The sequence below is a fragment of the Pseudomonas helleri genome, from assembly GCF_009600315.1.
In the GTDB taxonomy this organism is placed as follows: Bacteria; Pseudomonadota; Gammaproteobacteria; order Pseudomonadales; family Pseudomonadaceae; genus Aquipseudomonas; species Aquipseudomonas helleri_A.
On sequence record NZ_WIWC01000045.1, the window covers coordinates 25,123 to 41,582 of the forward strand.

Here is a 16,460-nt window from a genome sequence, read left to right on the forward strand (position 1 = left end):
ATAGTAATTCTCATATAGATTTAACTTTCTAGCGTAATTCATCAGAAAAAGCTTACGAATTCTTAAGTAACAACACGACCTGATTGTCAGTAAATTCCGCGCGCATACCTTCGTTTACTCAGCAGCTCCCCGTGTCTGTCGCTGCGTCGACAACGTTGTCTCTTGGGCTATAAGTGCCCAACTGCTAAACGACGGGCCGATCCCTTTTGGCCGGAACCCTGCATGAAACGCCCCCGACAGACCCGCCGCGCGCTGCTGATTTGCCTGTTTTTACTGTTGGTTGCCAGCCTGGTGGCATGGCTGTTCCTTACACCCGGCCGCGAAGCGTACGACACGGTTCCCGTGACCCGTGGCGACATTGAAAACAGCGTAACGGCCCTTGGCACCTTGCAACCTCGGCAATACGTTGACGTGGGCGCACAGGCGTCGGGACAAATCCATAAAATTCATGTCGAGGTCGGCAGCGAGGTCAAGGAAGGCCAGTTGCTGGTAGAGATCGACCCTTCAACGCAAACGGCCAAACTCGATGCGAGCCGCAATGCCATCGATAACCTCAAGGCACAGTTGCAGGAACAACGCGCCCTCCACGATTTGGCCCAACAGAAATATCAGCGCCAGCAAAATCTTGTTAAAGGCGGTGCCACGCGTGATGAAGATGTGCAAATAGCCTTGGCCGAAGTCCGCACCACACAGGCCAGAACCGACATGTTTCAGGCGCAGATCCGTCAAGCACAGGCCAGTTTGCGCAGCGATGAAGCCGAGCTGGGCTACACCCGCATTTTTGCCCCGATGTCAGGCACCGTTGTGGCCATTGATGCCCGCGAAGGTCAGACCCTCAACGCTCAACAACAAACGCCACTCATTTTGCGTATTGCCAAACTCTCACCCATGACCGTCTGGGCTGAAGTGTCTGAAGCCGATATCGGCCACGTCAAACCCGGCATGCCGGCTTACTTCACCACCTTGAGTGGCGGCAACCGCCGCTGGAACAGCACCGTACGGCAAATCCTGCCCGTGCCACCCAAGCCGCTCAACGAGGCCAGTCAGGGCGGTGGCAGCCCGGCCAGCTCAGGCAAAAGCGGCAGCGCCCGCGTGGTGCTGTATACCGTACTGCTGGACGTGGACAACACCGATCAGGCACTGATGGCCGAAATGACCACCCAAGTCTTCTTCGTCGCCGATCAGGCCAAAGACGTGCTGTTGGCCCCCATCGTGGCGCTGCAAGGCGCTGCCACAGGGGATCGCCAGACCACACATATCGTCGGCAAAAACGGCAAGATCGAACCACGGGAAATCCGCACGGGCATCAGTGATCGCCTGCGCGTGCAAATACTCGAAGGCTTGAATGAAGGTGATCACTTGTTGATCGCCCCGGCCACCGGCAACGGAGGCTGAATGCGTACTCCCTTGATCGACCTGCAGGACATTCGCAAGATCTATGGCGGCCACGACACGCCTGAAGTTCATGTACTCAAAGGCGTCAGCCTGTCGATCCATGCCGGCGAGTTTGTGGCCATTGTCGGCGCCTCGGGGTCGGGCAAATCGACGTTGATGAATATTCTTGGCTGCCTGGACCGGCCTACTTCGGGCCGCTATTTGTTCGCAGGCGAAGATGTCGCGCACCTCGACTCCGACGCGTTGGCCTGGTTACGCCGTGAGGCGTTCGGCTTTGTGTTTCAGGGTTATCACCTGATCCCCTCGGCCTCTGCTCAGGAAAACGTCGAAATGCCCGCCATTTATGCCGGGATGCCCGCCGCCGAGCGTCATGCCCGCGCCGCCGCCCTGCTTGACCGGCTCGGTCTGGCCGAACGCACAGCCAACCGTCCGCATCAGCTGTCCGGAGGCCAGCAACAACGGGTGTCTATCGCCCGGGCCTTGATGAACGGTGGGCATATCATTCTCGCCGACGAGCCCACCGGTGCCCTCGACAGCCACAGCGGCGCCGAGGTCATGACCCTGTTGGATGAGCTGGCCAGCCAGGGCCACGTGGTGATTCTGATTACCCATGACCGTGAAGTCGCAGCGCGGGCCAAACGTATCATCGAAGTACGCGACGGCGAGGTCATCAGTGACAGCGCCAATGGCGACCCAGCCCCCACTGACAACCCACAGGCGTTGCAAGCCATCGACCTGCGCACGCGTCTCGAAGAGGGCAGCGAAGCCCGCGGCGCGTGGAAAGGCGAATTGGTGGACGCCGTGCATGCCGCCTGGCGAGTCATGTGGATCAACCGCTTTCGCACCGCTTTGACGTTGCTCGGTATCGTCATCGGCGTCGCCTCGGTAGTAGTGATGCTGGCCGTGGGCGAAGGCAGCAAGCGCCAGGTCATGGCCGAAATGGGTGCCTTTGGTTCAAATATCATTTACCTCAGCGGCATGTCGCCCCGACCTCGGGCGCCGCTGGGCATCGTCACCCTGAACGATGTGGCCGCCTTGTCCACCCTGCCTCAAGTGAAGATGATCATGCCCATCAACGGCGCAGAAATTGGCGTGCGCTACGGCAATGTCGATCACACGATGTACACCGGCGGCAATGGCATCGATTTTTCGGCCATCTTCAACTGGCCGGTGGTGCAAGGCAGCTTTTTTACTCAGGCCGACGAGAATGCTGCCGCGGCTGTAGCGGTCATTGGTAAAAAGGTGCGGGACAAAGTCCTCAAGGATGTGTCTGACCCAATAGGCCAATACATCCTGCTGGAGAACGTACCGTTTCGCGTCGTCGGGGTTCTGGCCGAGAAAGGCGCCAGCTCCGGCGACTCGGACAGCGACACCCGCATCGTGGTGCCCTACTCCGCCGCCAGCGTGCGCCTGTTCGGCACCCACAACCCGGAATACGTGGTGATTGCCGCAGCAGATGCCAGCAAGGTCAATCAGACCGAAAAAGCCATTGAGCAGTTGATGCTTAAGCTGCACCACGGCAATCGCGATTTTGAAATCACCAACAACGCCGCGATGATTCAAGCCGAAGCTAAAACCCGCAACACCCTGTCAATGATGCTGGGCTCAATTGCTGCGATCTCGTTATTGGTGGGCGGCATCGGCGTGATGAATATCATGCTCATGACCGTACGCGAGCGTACCCGAGAAATTGGTATTCGCATGGCCACTGGCGCCCGCCAGCGCGACATCCTGCGCCAGTTTCTGACCGAAGCCCTGATGCTCTCTGTGGTGGGCGGCGCAGCCGGCATCGCCCTGGCCTTTGTGGTTGGCGCAGTGCTCTATCTGTGTGATGTAGCCGTCGCCTTTTCCTTGGTTGCCGTGCTGGGCGCTTTTGCCTGTGCTCTGGTGACCGGCGTCATTTTCGGCTTTATGCCGGCCCGCAAAGCTGCCCGGCTTGATCCGGTCACGGCCCTAACCAGTGAATAAACGATTGATGAAGCCGTCTTTGAGTCTGTTGTCTCTGTGCATGCTGCTGGGCGCTTGCAGCACCGGGGTCCCCAATGACAACAACCCGGTGATCGTACCGCCCGCCTGGCAATCGGCTCACGGGATCAGCCGCCCGCTAAGCAACCAACAATGGTGGCAGCAATTTGGCAGCCCTGAGCTGGATCAACTGATCGCCCAAGCCCAAACCGGCAGTTACGACCTGGCAGCAGCGGTGGCACGCGTGCAACAAGCACACGCCAGCGCCGTGATTGCCGGGGCGCCATTGATGCCCGAAATCAAGTGGGACGCTAGCGGCAACCGCCAGAAGCTGCTGCGTGGCAAAGGCTATAGCCAACTGGATGCGACGGATGATGACAAGGCGGTGGATTACGTTGAGGCCAACTTGACCGCCAGCTATGAAGTGGATTTTTGGGGAGGCAAAGCCGCCGCACGGGACAGCGCCGAACAAGCGCTCAAAGCCAGTGAGTATGATCGCGACACGGTTGAATTGACCTTACTCAGTAGCGTCGCCAACAGCTATGTGCAAACCCTCGCACTTAACGAACAGCTGCGTATTGCCCGACTCAACCTGAACAATGCACAGCGCGTGTTAAATGTCGTGCAAACCCGTCATGACGCAGGTTCTGCCACAGCGCTGGAACTGGCCCAACAGAAAAGTCTGGTGGCGGCACAGCAACGCCAATTGCCGCTTATGGCACAACAGGCACAAGACGCCCGTATTACCCTCGCTGTGCTATTGGGTAAGCCGGTAAGCACCCTCGCTGCGAGTGACACGCCCTTCTCCCGGTTGAGCTGGCCAGATATTGGCAGCGGCGTGCCCAGCGAACTGCTCACCCGGCGTCCTGACATCGCCAGCGCCGAAGCCAAACTGGCGGCGGCCCGTGCGGACGTGAGCGTCGCCCGGGCGGCCATGTTGCCCAGTCTGACGTTAAGCGCCAGCCTGGGCTCGGGAGCCGACCGGCTCAGCGATGTGTTGCGCAGCCCGTTTTACAACCTGACAGCGGGACTGGCCGGGCCGATCTTCAACAACGGCCGCCTCAGTGCCGAGCGTGACAAAGCTACGGCACGGCAACAGGAACTGCTACAAACCTACCGTGCCAGCATCATCAGTGCCTTTGGCGACGTCGAAAAAGCCCTGAACAGCGCCTCAGGGCTGGATCAACAACGGCAATGGCAAGACCAAGAACTCGAGCAAGCACAGCGAGCGTTCGACATTGCCGAGAGCCGCTACAAGGCCGGGGCCGAGATGTTGCTGACCGTATTGGAAACCCAAAGGGTGTTGTATGCGGCGCAAGACCAGCATGTACAACTGCGCATGGCGCGCTTGCAGGCCAGCATCGCGCTGTACAAAGCGCTGGGCGGTGGTTGGAATATTCAATCCCTGTAGTCGCTGTCGAGGTACGAAGGCTGCGATTAAACCCGGCAATAAAGTTTTATCTGTTGTATCGGATTGAATGGTTTTACGACGGCTGCGCCCTCGATCGCAGCCTTCGTACCTCGTCAGCGACTACAGGACCAGATGCCGCGCATACCACGGGCGGCGCGGGATACGCTGAAACAGGTTGCCCAACTTCTTCTCGTCGCCAAAGGTGATACGCAGCGCGAGTTTCATCGTTTCGGGATCCATCTCAACGGTTTTCCCCGACGCAAGTCCCGGCGTTGTGCTACACCCGTGGGTGACGGGGCCGAGCCACGGATCATCCACTTCCACCCAACGGCCCGCCGCAAACCAGGGGACACCATTGAGCTCTTCGCGCTTGAGCTGGCCGGGATGAAAACGCTCATGGGCACGAAACCAATCTTCCAAACGATCATCGATCCAGCCATGAAAGCTCCAGAACACCGGATTGACATGAGAGGAGAACGGATCGCCCAAAAAATCATTGTCCGCCGCGTACCAACGCGCCGCGAAATCTGCTGGATCACGCGCCATCGGCACGGGTGCGCCGTTGGAAGGGTCACGCGGCACCGAGGCCCAGCGCATATGCAACCAGTCATGCAGGCCCAGCTCTACCTCGGAGCCGAACTGGCCCAACGTCAGCGTCGACAGGTAACGCGGGTCGCGATAGCGCGATTCCCACACCTCGAAGTTGGAATGAAAGGTTTCGGGCTGTTTGATATCACTCAGCCACTGGGTGTACACCTCATCGCCTTCTGCCAGCCATGTCGGCGGCAAAGCACTGCCGTCGTGATTGTCAAAGTAGCGGGCAAACCCTGCGCGGTCGCGCTCAAGTTCAGGCTGAGGCGAAGGGAACGCCGTCCATGAGGGCAGATCCTGCATCGAACGGGCGGCTCGCAACATATGACGGTGCATATAGAAAAAATCGACCCCGGAACCATTGCGGTCCTTGCGTGGGCCCCGCGCATCTCGCTCCCTGTCTCTCTGGCCAGGTTGCCAGCCGAGTCCACGCAAGGCGTTGCGCTTGTCATCAGAGAGTTCATGCCAGGTGTCGCGTGAAGCGTGCCACAACTGATGGAACAAACGATGCTCCGGCGCCACCAGCCATGCCAGTAACACTGGATTTAAACCGACACGCTCCCGCGCTTCCGGAAACGTGCGTTTGATTGCGACAAATCGGTTGTCCTGCTCAGGCAGTGCAAGGGGCCGGTCAAGTCGCTGCACTGTACCGCTGAGGGTGCCACTGCCAGCATTGCCGTACATGCCCCAGACTTCGTCCAGACTAAAACTGAACTCGTAATCCGCCTGACCGCTGGACGAATCACTGCGGGTGATTCGCCAATGCATGCTTTTAGGGTCTGGCTCGACCAGATCACCCAGAATGCGGTAACGCGGCGTTTGCGGGCTGTTCAATACCGCGGCACTGTCCAGATAACCGCGCACACCCCGGCCACGCGGGGCAATGTCGAGCCACACCTCAAGATCCTCCTGTGGCAACCCCTCCAACCCGCCATCCGTACCCGAGAATCGAATGCTCCACAGCCCGCGCAATTGATCGGCCAGTTGTTGCCCCGCCGTGTCTGCCAGCTCGACCGTTGCCTCACCCGGCGTGATCGGCTCGGCCACCCGCGTCAACTCGCGATGCCCATAGAACGCTGCTGGCGCTGCTGCGCCGGTGATCGCTAAACCAGCGATGAACCATCGTCGAGAAATCGTCATTGCCCTACCTGTCCCAGCCTGAATGCAGGCGTTATCCAAGCTAGAACGTATGTTGCGGGCGCAAATTTAGCCTGACGGCCTCAGTTGAATTCATGACATGCAGTCAAGACTGCTTTGCGTGAGCTACGGTGTTTCGTACGGCTCAAGGCGAGGATACTCGACCTCATTCTTACAGCACTTCAGGAGTTATCCATGACAGTTCCAGCATTCGGTCTCGGTACATTTCGCTTACAGGGCCAAGTCGTCATCGATTCGGTAAAAAATGCGCTGGACGTGGGCTACCGGGTCATCGACACCGCGCAGATCTATCAGAATGAAGCAGAGGTCGGGCAGGCGATTGCCGAAAGTGGCGTCGACCGTGAAGCGCTGTATATCACCAGCAAGATCTGGGTCGACCATTTTGCCGAAGGCCAATTGATTCCAAGCCTCAAGGACAGCTTGGCCAAGTTGCGCACTGACCATCTTGACCTGACACTGATTCACTGGCCATCGCCCGACAACGCGGTGCCGGTTGCGGTGTTCATGAAGCAACTGCTGGAAGCAAAAAAGCAGGGCCTGACCCGTGCCATTGGCGTGTCGAATTTCACCATCGCACTGATGAAAGAAGCGATTGCTGCGGTCGGTGCCGAGAACATCGCCACCAACCAGATTGAGCTGCACCCCTACCTGCAAAACCGCAAAGTGGTGGAGTTCGCCAAGAGCCAAGGTATTCATATCACTTCGTACATGACGTTAGCCTACGGCGAAGTGTTGAAAGATCCGGTGATCAATCAGATTGCTGATCGGCATAACGCCACAGCGGCACAAGTGACATTGGCGTGGGCCATGCAGTTGGGTTATTCGGTGATTCCGTCGTCCACCAAGCGCGCCAACCTTGAAAGCAACCTTAAGGCGTGCGAACTGACGTTGAGCGAAGACGACATGGCGCAGATCGCAGCCCTGGATCGTGGCCATCGCCTGACCAGCCCCAAAGGCCTTGCACCTCAGTGGGATTGATGGTTGCGGGTGCGCAAAATTCCCGTAGCAGCTGACGAGCTCCGCGAGGCTGCGATCGGCGGCAGAGCCGTCGTTAAACCATTCAATGAGCCTGTCAGCCCCCGAATCGCTGCAGCTGCATTTCTTGCAGGCGGCTCAGGGTGCGGCGAAAGGGAAATTCCAGATAGCCTTGGGTGTAGAGCTGTTCCAACGGAACATGCGCTTCAATCAAGACGGGCACCTTGCGGTCGTAACACTCATCGATCAGGGCAATAAACCGCCGCACGCTGTCGTCGAAACGCGACAGCTGTGGCAATTCACGATCCCCTGCGTCGACTTTCACAGGACCATCTTCAGTCCCCCGCGCAATCTTGCCTTCACGTTGCTCAGCGCTCATACAGGGCACGTCACTGAGTAATATCGACTGATAGCGCCCACAGAGGTCCATAAACTCGATGGCGCCCAACGGCTGCTCGCATAGCTCATGAAACGTGCACCACAGCACTGTTTCACTGGCCTGCGCCACGCTCAATGAACGGTGCGCGACCGCAATCGGCTCATGAGAAGCTAGCTGCCCTTGAGTCATCTGCGCGAATACACCCCCGAACACACTGGACTGTCCCGGCGGCGTCACCCAAAAACGCTGCTGCGCAATGCCCGGGTGCAGACGGTGATCTTCAACCCCATCCACCGACACCACCTGCATATGTTTCACAATGGCGGTGATCGCAGGCGCAAAACGCTCCTTGTTATGGCCTTGGCTGTATAACTGCTCAGGAGGTTGGTTCGAGGTACACACCAGCACCACCCCTTCGTCAAACATCACCTTGAACAATCGGCCGAGAATGATCGCGTCTCCAATGTCATTGACGAACAGCTCGTCAAAACACACCACCCTCACCTCTTTGCCCAGCTCCTTGGCCACCGTTTTAAGCGGGTCAGACGTGCCGGTCAGTTGAAAAAGTCGCTGGTGAACCCATTGCATAAAATGATGAAAATGCTGACGCCTAGCGGGCACCCGCAGGGTCTTGTAGAACTGGTCCATCAACCAGGTTTTGCCACGCCCTACCGGCCCCCACAAATACACGCCATCGACCGCCTTGTGGCCTTGATGCAGCTGCTCATGACAACGCTGCAACGCCTGCACCGCTCGCCCCTGAGCCGGATCCTGGACAAAGCCGCGCTGTTCGATAGCCTCTTTCCAGGCATGGAGGGGTGACTCGACATTCATGCTGTTGACTGACTCCTGAAAGGTTTTGGCAGTATGCCAGCAAGGCAATCGGCCAGCACCCTTGAAAAATTCGCTGCCGCCACCACATTGTTACCCGGACAGTAACAGAGCATTTTGCCATCAGGTCTTTTTCGATCTAGGCATAGGCGTATACTTGGCAGCATGTAACAAAGGTTTACCGAACACTTGACTCGGAACTTCATACGGTCAGTTGAACTTCCAAACCGGCACCGCAACTTATTCCCGCCGTTGGCAAATGAAGTCAGTCAGTGTTAACGCTTGATTACTTTAGAGGCCACTACCATGAAAACTTTAATTGCTTTATTACTGGCTGGCAGTGCATCAATTGCCCTTGCCGGCGAAACCACTACGGCCACTCCACAACCGGCTGTAGAACAATACGCTTATGGGTCGACGCTGGACATTGCCAAAGTTATCAGCCTGTCCAACATCCCCAAAGTGTGCAAAGTCGTACCGGCGCAAATGACCTATGAAGACCATCAGGGTCAGCGCCACACCGTTGAGTATCAAGTAATGGGCGACGGCTGCAGCACTCACTAACGCCATGCTTTGAGCATCGGGTTGCCCGCAAGGATGCGACCCCAGGCCCTCTCTTCGGAGGGGGCTTTTTTAGTGGGCGCTGAAACCGCTTAATTGTTACCGATACGGAAAGACTTTTTGTCAGTCTTTTGACTTCAATCAATATATTAAAACCGTATGATAGCGACATCCCTTACCGAAACATTGAAACAGGGCACGGTACTTCGTGCGGCATAACCCCCAGAGTAATGCCGCAACTTCGACCGCCCACCGGGCAACTGAAGTCAGTGATACGTGATTGTTTTAAGGTGTGAACAATGAACCGTTTGATCGCTTTTGCTTTATTAGGCTTTTCTACCTTGGCAGTGGCTGAAGAAGCTCAAGTTGCACAGGCACAACCTGTTGTCGAACATTACACTTACGCCACTGACCTCGACATCGCTAAAGTAATTAGCGTGTCGCCCAACCAGGATGTGTGTGAAGTCGTTCCGGCACAAATGACCTACGAAGATCATCAAGGTCAGCGTCATATTCTGGAGTACCGCATCATGGGTAACGGCTGCTCGAACGGCTAATGGCCGCGCAGCCTTGCAGGCAAAATTCCAAGCCTCCGTTTTTACGGGGGCTTTTTTATGGCGGTTGGAAAGGGTTACGCTCAAGCCACATTCACGGCAAGGAGCCAGCGTCCATGCAACTTCCTCCGACACTCGAAACGTCACGGCTCGTGCTGGAGCCGCTCTGCCTTAGCGACGCGAATGCTATTCAGCAGCGCTTCCCCCATTGGGAGGTCGTGCGCTATCTAAATGTATTCGTACCTTGGCCGTACCCGGACAACGGCGCACTGACTTACCTGCAAGATCACGCATTACCGGCCATGGCACTCGGCAAGGAGTGGCACTGGACCATTCGTTTGCGCACAGACCCGGATAACCTGATTGGCTGCATCAGCCTGATGGACAAAGACAACGACAATCGGGGTTTCTGGCTATCGCCGCCATGGCAAGGCCAAGGCTTCATGGGGGAAGCCTGTGAGGTGGTCGATGGGTACTGGTTTCAGACACTGAAGCGCGAATGCATGCGGGTGCCCAAGGCTGCAACAAATGAGGCTTCACGCAGGGTATCGCAGCGGGGCGGGATGACGATGATCAGCTGTTCAGAGGGGGAGTTTGTCAGCGGCACATTCACCAGCGAGATTTGGGAGATCACCCGTGAGCAATGGCTGGCGCAGCAAAACCACTAAAAGAAAGCCCGACCCTGCGCCGGCAAGGTCGGGCTTGAAGCGCTCAACGAGCGCTTCAGGTGCCGCGTATTAGTCTTTCTTCTCGGAAAGCACTTTGCCAGTGTGGTCGATTGTGGTTTCTACCTGAACTTCCACACCGTCGATTTTCTTCACACCTTCAGCTTTCCAGATACCGGTCGCCGGGTTTTCCAGCTCGATGCTCTTGATGGTTGTATAGCCAGCCTTGTTTTTGAAGACTTCGATCGCCTCCTTGGAAAACGCCCAGTTCGGGTCTTGTGGGGCTTGAGCCATCGCAGCCCCGGAAGCCAGCACAACAGCAGCGGTGATCACAGCAGCAAAAGTTTTCTTCAACATGTTCTTAACTCCATTAATTGATGTTGCGTCTGGTACTTGAATGCCGAGATAACCCTAGCAGAGAAAAATCACCTCAGAAGGCTAAATGACATGCTTTTGACATGGCTCATGTTCTCGTATCCCCAAGCGCAAGGTTAGAATGCACCGCACCAAGGAGAACCAATGAGCGAAACACGCCTCACCGAAGCCCAATACGATGCCATCACTGAAGCTGCGGCTCAGTGGTGCATGCGCGTGCACGAGCCTGATTGCACCGACCGGGAACGTGAAGCGTTTGCTGTGTGGTTGAACGCCGACCCGCTGCATGCGTTTGAATATGAGGCCATGCTGGACATCTGGGATGTCAGCGAACACTTGCCGCCTTCCGTGCCTGCTGGGGCACCTGTCATTCAACTGCATCAGGCGGCTCGCCGCAGCGGCTGGCAAAAATGGGCGGTGGCGGCAGCCATCACTCTGCTCGCCGTCCCTGTGGGCGCTTACAGCGGCTGGCAATTGGGTTGGGTGCCCAGCTCGTATGAGCGCCTGCAAGCCGACAATCAGCTGAAAACTGTAACCCTTCCAGATGGCAGCGAAGTCGAGCTCAACCTTGGCACGCAATTATCATTTGCCAACTACAAAGACCAGCGTCGAGTGACCCTGAACAAGGGTGAAGCCTTTTTCAAGGTGAGTCACGATGTCACTCACCCCTTTGTCGTCAGGGCGGGGGAAGGTCAGGTACGCGTCACCGGTACCCAGTTCAATGTCTGGACGTACGAAGATCAGGTCAAAGTGACACTGCTGGAAGGCTCAGTACTGGTCACCAGTAACAAACGCCTGAGTGGCGAAGGCTTGCGCCTCGAACCGGGGATGCAGGCACGCTATAAAGCGGGGGACTATGCCCCGCAAATCAACCAGACCTACGCCAACGCCCAGGACCTTGCCTGGCGCAACGGCAAGCTGGTGCTGGACAATCTGTCCCTGAGCGACGCACTGCCCTTGATCAATCGTTACCTGGATACACCGCTGGTGCTAGCCGACAGTGCAACCGGCAAGCTGCGCATTGGCGGCGTGTTTAACACTCAGGACATTGATCGCCTGGTGACTTCATTGCCCAAAGTCTTGCCGGTCTACCTGAGCGTTAGCCAGAACGGCAACCCGGTGATCAACGGCCGCCCGCAGGGTTAAGCCCCCCATTTCGTAGCTGTTGCCGAAGGCGACGTCCGATTGCGAAGCGATCGTAAAGGGTTTACGACGACTGCGTCGCCGGACGCAGCCTGCGGCAGCTGCTACGGATGTTGGGACGTTATCTGCACCCGCTGGTAGTTCGGGTCCGCCTTGATTTGCGCCTCGGTGAACGGCAGTGTTTGCCACTGCTTGTTCGAAAAGGCCCGGGTTTGATCCTGTGAATGCGAGGACGCCGGATCACTGGAAATCGAAAACGCCAACACGCCCTGCGCCTGCGGCCCGTGCTCATCGAACGTGACTGTTTGCAAATAGCTGGTGCCGCTGACTACTTCGCGTTTCGCGCCCTCACCCGCAACGCTTTGCATCGCGTTGTACACGCCCAGCGTCGCCGGACCACCATGTATTGGAGTGTGCTGTGTCCCACTGCTGACTTGCTGAATATCACCCCACGTGACATCCGCGCTCAAGCCTGCTTCGGTCACCGCTGCTGCCGAAGCCAGCAATGCTGTACGCACAGCTTCAAGCACGGCGGGTTGCTCCAGATCCAAACCACGCGGCGTGTGCTGCGGGTCGGCCGGATCAAACGGCACACGCCACACATTCTCGACCTCAAGCAATGGCAGCATGATGTTCTGGAAATGCACCAGACCGATGCCACTGTTCAGGTTGGCCTGCTGGTCCCAGGCCTTAAGGCTCGTGCACACTTGAGTCAGCGTGGCCTTATCGGCCGCAGAGGCGCCCTCGCAGACCTTGAACAGGTCAGGCATAACTTGCCCGGCCAGATACACCTGGTTATCCATCACCATGCCTTGTAAGTCCTCAACACTGAGCCGCCCCGGCTGTCCGAGCCGTTGCAGGGCGAAGCGGGCACGCAGTCCCAAGGGCTGGCTGTCCTGACTGATCAACGGCGAAAACCCGGTCTGCGGTGCGGCGGGATTGGCCATCCAGGCCGAGTCATTGGCATGCTGCACGTAATCATTGCGGCGCATGTGCGGCAGCTTGCTGGCCGGGTAGATGCCCGCTTGTGCCGCGCTCGGGTCGATCGTCCACGCGCACGCGCTGCGACTGCCATCCAGCAAAATCATCTCAAGCCCTGCACGCGGATCGCTACACGCCGCCAGCTTGGCCGCGTCCACATACGGCACCACCGACGCATTCATGTACAGCGCTTGCCCCTTATCATCCACAGCCAGCGTATTGACCCACGGGATACCTTGAATCTGGCTCACCGAAGCTTGCAAAGCATCGAGGCTGTTCGCCTGATTCATCGAATACCACTGCTGCAGCACGCGGTCGTTTTGCACATTGGCATCACGCAGGCTGAAGGCTGTATGGTCGTTCCAGTCGAGTTTGCCCGGCCATTGCACAATCGGCCCGAATACAGAGCTGTAAATCACCCGCGACACAGGCTGAACGCTGCCGTCTGCTTGTTTCACGTTAACCGTGACCGTCTGCTTGGTCAGGGGTTTTGACTGGCCGTCCAGCAGGTAACGCGTCGAGTCCTTGGGGTCGAGTTGCAGGCGATACAGGGTGAAATGCTTCGACGTATCGACCGTGTGGGTCCAGGCCATGTGCTGGTTGAACCCGATGTTGATCACCGGCAACCCCGGCAGCGCCGCCCCCATCACATTCAGCTTGCCGGGTATGGTGAGCTGCATTTCATAGAAACGCATACCGCCCACCCACGGAAAATGCGGGTTGGCCAGTAGCATTGCGCGACCTGTTTGCGAGCGTTCGCTGCCAATGGCCACCGCGTTACTGCCCCGGTCCAGTGCAAAGCGCTGCATGCGTTCGGCGGCGATTTTGAATTGCCCAGCCCGGGTCTCGACCTGTGCGGTGGTTTGGGGTGGCGCAGCAGCAACCAAGGCTTCGGCAAACTGCCCGACGCCACCTTCGACCAGCAGACGACGGGTCAGCTTGACCAGATCCTCTGGCGTGATAGACCGCACGGAAGCGTTATCGCACTCTGCGGGCGGGTGTTTACGCTCACTGAGCTGGCGGTTATACCCGGCCACATAACCTTCGATCAGATCACGCACTTCAGGGGTTTGCGCCTGCCAAAAAGCTGCGACCGCCTCGGGCGTGTTCAGCCAATTGAAAAACACATCGCTGGCCAGATTGTCTCGCTGCTCAAGGGTTAACGCCTGAGGGCCAAAGTATTTTGAACGTTCACCATTGACCGTGACCACTTCATTGGCCAGCAGGCACAGGTTGTCCTGCGCATAGGCATACCCTATGCCGTAACCCAGACCGCGTTCATCGGCGGCGCGAATATGCGGCACGCCAAAGGTGGTGCGCCGAATCTCTGCACTCACATCGCTGGCAGGCGTGTGAGCCAGGGCTGAAACACTCAGCGCCAGACACACGGCGCCAAGACACACTTTGCTTAATGGCCGGGAAATAATCACGCGCGCTCCTGTAGATCGAGAAATAAGCCAGGCAGCGTGATCGAATTGAAACCCACCCCCCGGCACCCTTAAGACGAAGCCGGTGAAAAAAATTTAATCGAGGCACAAACGCCCGCTCAGACAGGGCCGGTGACGGATATTGCGTTCTCCATAACAGAGTTTCTGCTGGTAAGCGTTGATGATTTTCATCGCTCATACGTCTAGTTAACTGAGAGCAGTTTTTATTTTCCTGATCAGGCTCTGAAAAGGAGTTTTTTGCATGCACAACTCGCAAATACCAACGGATGGTAGTCAACCGCATCGTGAAACCGTGTTTCAGCCGAACACCGGGTTGCTGAAAACGCTCACACCTTTGCAGGGCAACGAACGCATACGTCACCTGCTCAAATATTTCGGGCTACGTACCAGTCTGGTGCGGCTCAAGGTCATTGATGCACTGCTGACAGCCGCTGGCAACGATCGACGTTTGGGGGTCAGGGGGATGCACAGCCACTTGCAGGCGCTGGATATTCCGCTGTCTTTTCTGAGTGTGCGCGAAGTGTTGAAGCGCTTGTGCAGCGAGGGTGTGGTGGTGCTCAACAGCGATAAAAGCTACAGCCTGCATCCGCAGGCCGAGGCTGTGCTCATGGGTAAAATCGAGGCTTAAATCTTGGTTTTACGGCGCATCACGCCGTTGATCACGACAACCACAACGGCCACACCGATGGCGATGTACTGGAACATTTTCTCGGAGATCATGCCGTGGTTTTGCATATACGAAAGACCAAACATGATCCCCAGAACCACCAGTGAGATCAGAATCGAGTATTTCAAACGCTGCGAAGGGGTCATTACCTGTTCCTGAAAGTAAGGCTGAAAATAGGCTGAAAAATGTAGCAAACATTTCGTGATCGCGGGATGGCCCGCTTTGAATCCGTGGGCCATGTTACACCTCTAGCTGGGTTTCGCTCGACGAAAGCCGCTGGCGGGACGTGAACAGAGGTCCACCAACCAGTCCACAAACACCCGAACGCGCGGTGACAACTGTCGATGCGCGGGGTACAAGGCGGTCAACGCCAGACGCGGCGGAGTGTGCTCGCTCAAGACTTCTTGCAAACGCCCTTCACGCACCAGTTGAGCCGCATGATAATGCGGTGTTTGCACCAGCCCATAACCCGCCACGCAGGCCGCCAAGTAGCCTTCCGCGCTATTGACCGAGACCTGCTTGGGCAGATCGATCAAACGCACCTCATTGCCGATTTGAAATTCAAGCCCGTAGCGTTTTCCCGATACGCTGGAAAAGTACTCCACGACTTGATGACCGCTCAACTCGTCAGGGGATTGGGGTACGCCGTGAGCGCGCAGATAAGCCGGGCTGGCACAGGTCAGCTGATCCATCTGCACCAATGGCCGTGCCACCAGCGAGTCATCCACCGTTAACCCAGCGCGAATGACGCAATCAATCCCTTCGCGGATCAGGTCCACGGGGCGGTCGTTGAGGCCGATTTCGAGCTCGATCAACGGGTAGCGCCCGGTAAATTCGGGCAAAGCCGGGAACACCACCAGCCGCCCAATTGCCGCGGGCATTTCGACTCGTAAGGTGCCCTTGGGCTGGTGGCTGCGGAACAGTCCTTCGGCTTCTTCCAGATCGGCCAGCAGGAGGACACACCGTTGGTAGTAGGCTGTGCCATCCAGTGTAGGACTCACTTGGCGCGTGGTGCGGTGCAGTAATTGCACGCCTAAATGCGCTTCCAGTTGTTTAATTAGCACGGTGGCTGATGCACGGGGTATTTGCAGGCTGTCGGCGGCTTTGGCAAAGCCGCCCAACTCCACGATACGGGCGAACACCAACATCGCGTTGAATCGATCCATGAAGGCTCCACTGGTTGAATGAGACGAACGTAGCAGCGAGCTAAAAGCTTTTAGCTTTTAGCTTTTAGCTTTTAGAACGATGTCACTGCTGCCACCGAAACAGTGGTAGCGACACTGGGGCCCCTCACAGGAGGCTGAACGCAGGTGCTGTTATGGGGGTGGCGAGGCAGGACGCCGAGCCAGCCGCGATCGGGC

General features: G+C 57.3%; 15 protein-coding genes. 9 read left to right on the plus strand and 6 right to left on the minus strand.

Annotation, left to right across the window (positions count from 1 at the left end):
* Nucleotides 1–222 precede the first annotated feature (222 nt).
* From GHN86_RS20090 to GHN86_RS20100, 3 genes are read left to right on the plus strand one after another with little or no spacing between them, the layout of a single operon-like run.
* Nucleotides 223–1,395 carry an efflux RND transporter periplasmic adaptor subunit gene (locus tag GHN86_RS20090; protein WP_153382233.1) on the plus strand — a complete coding sequence of 391 codons (1,173 nt, stop codon included), beginning with the start codon at nt 223–225 and terminating at the stop codon, nt 1,393–1,395.
* On the plus strand, nt 1,396–3,363 hold the full coding sequence (locus GHN86_RS20095; protein ID WP_153387190.1) for a MacB family efflux pump subunit: 1,968 nt from the start codon (nt 1,396–1,398) through the stop codon (nt 3,361–3,363).
* A gap of 7 nt (nt 3,364–3,370) precedes the next feature.
* Nucleotides 3,371–4,771, plus strand: a complete 1,401-nt coding sequence (locus tag GHN86_RS20100) for an efflux transporter outer membrane subunit (RefSeq protein WP_153387192.1) — start codon at nt 3,371–3,373, stop codon at nt 4,769–4,771.
* Nucleotides 4,772–4,891: 120 nt separating this feature from the next.
* On the opposite strand, the gene GHN86_RS20105 is transcribed toward GHN86_RS20100, so the two are convergent.
* On the minus strand, nt 4,892–6,502 hold the full coding sequence (locus tag GHN86_RS20105) for a PvdJ/PvdD/PvdP-like protein (RefSeq protein ID WP_153382929.1): 1,611 nt from the start codon (nt 6,500–6,502) through the stop codon (nt 4,892–4,894).
* 192 nt (nt 6,503–6,694) lie between these two features.
* Here GHN86_RS20105 and dkgB point away from each other — a divergent pair, with 192 nt between their 5' ends.
* Nucleotides 6,695–7,498, plus strand: a complete 804-nt coding sequence (dkgB, locus tag GHN86_RS20110) for a 2,5-didehydrogluconate reductase DkgB (protein WP_153387194.1) — start codon at nt 6,695–6,697, stop codon at nt 7,496–7,498.
* 94 nt (nt 7,499–7,592) lie between these two features.
* Here the strand turns inward: dkgB and zapE are convergent, their stop codons facing one another.
* Nucleotides 7,593–8,708 carry a cell division protein ZapE gene (gene zapE, locus GHN86_RS20115; RefSeq protein ID WP_153382933.1) on the minus strand — a complete coding sequence of 372 codons (1,116 nt, stop codon included), beginning with the start codon at nt 8,706–8,708 and terminating at the stop codon, nt 7,593–7,595.
* Nucleotides 8,709–9,011: 303 nt separating this feature from the next.
* Between zapE and GHN86_RS20120 the strand changes: the two genes are divergently transcribed.
* The 3 genes from GHN86_RS20120 to GHN86_RS20130 all read left to right on the plus strand — a co-directional run bounded on the left by GHN86_RS20120 (nt 9,012) and on the right by GHN86_RS20130 (nt 10,488).
* Nucleotides 9,012–9,269, plus strand: coding sequence for a DUF2790 domain-containing protein (locus GHN86_RS20120; protein WP_153382935.1), 258 nt, complete (start codon nt 9,012–9,014; stop codon nt 9,267–9,269).
* A 296-nt stretch (nt 9,270–9,565) separates the two neighbouring features.
* The gene (locus GHN86_RS20125; RefSeq protein WP_153382937.1) at nt 9,566–9,823 is read left to right on the plus strand and encodes a DUF2790 domain-containing protein; all 258 of its coding nucleotides are present in this window, start codon (nt 9,566–9,568) and stop codon (nt 9,821–9,823) included.
* Between the two features lie 113 nt (nt 9,824–9,936).
* Nucleotides 9,937–10,488 (plus strand): GNAT family N-acetyltransferase, encoded by a 552-nt coding sequence (locus GHN86_RS20130; RefSeq protein WP_153382939.1) that lies wholly within the window; start codon nt 9,937–9,939, stop codon nt 10,486–10,488.
* Nucleotides 10,489–10,557: 69 nt separating this feature from the next.
* Here the strand turns inward: GHN86_RS20130 and GHN86_RS20135 are convergent, their stop codons facing one another.
* Nucleotides 10,558–10,842 (minus strand): PepSY domain-containing protein, encoded by a 285-nt coding sequence (locus GHN86_RS20135; RefSeq protein ID WP_153382941.1) that lies wholly within the window; start codon nt 10,840–10,842, stop codon nt 10,558–10,560.
* A gap of 162 nt (nt 10,843–11,004) precedes the next feature.
* Between GHN86_RS20135 and GHN86_RS20140 the strand changes: the two genes are divergently transcribed.
* Nucleotides 11,005–12,006, plus strand: a complete 1,002-nt coding sequence (locus GHN86_RS20140) for a FecR family protein (RefSeq protein ID WP_153382943.1) — start codon at nt 11,005–11,007, stop codon at nt 12,004–12,006.
* Nucleotides 12,007–12,107: 101 nt separating this feature from the next.
* Here GHN86_RS20140 and GHN86_RS20145 read toward each other — a convergent pair whose 3' ends face one another.
* Nucleotides 12,108–14,414 (minus strand): acylase, encoded by a 2,307-nt coding sequence (locus tag GHN86_RS20145; RefSeq protein WP_323369592.1) that lies wholly within the window; start codon nt 14,412–14,414, stop codon nt 12,108–12,110.
* Nucleotides 14,415–14,673: 259 nt separating this feature from the next.
* Between GHN86_RS20145 and GHN86_RS20150 the strand changes: the two genes are divergently transcribed.
* Nucleotides 14,674–15,060: a fe2+ zn2+ uptake regulation protein gene (locus GHN86_RS20150; protein WP_153382945.1), complete on the plus strand. Its 387-nt coding sequence runs from the start codon at nt 14,674–14,676 to the stop codon at nt 15,058–15,060.
* Here the strand turns inward: GHN86_RS20150 and GHN86_RS20155 are convergent.
* Nucleotides 15,057–15,245 carry a hypothetical protein gene (locus tag GHN86_RS20155; RefSeq protein ID WP_122784910.1) on the minus strand — a complete coding sequence of 63 codons (189 nt, stop codon included), beginning with the start codon at nt 15,243–15,245 and terminating at the stop codon, nt 15,057–15,059. The two genes, GHN86_RS20150 and GHN86_RS20155, sit on opposite strands and share 4 nt — an antisense overlap.
* Nucleotides 15,246–15,347: 102 nt before the next feature.
* Nucleotides 15,348–16,265, minus strand: coding sequence for a LysR family transcriptional regulator (locus tag GHN86_RS20160; protein WP_153382947.1), 918 nt, complete (start codon nt 16,263–16,265; stop codon nt 15,348–15,350).
* Nucleotides 16,266–16,460 lie beyond the last annotated feature (195 nt).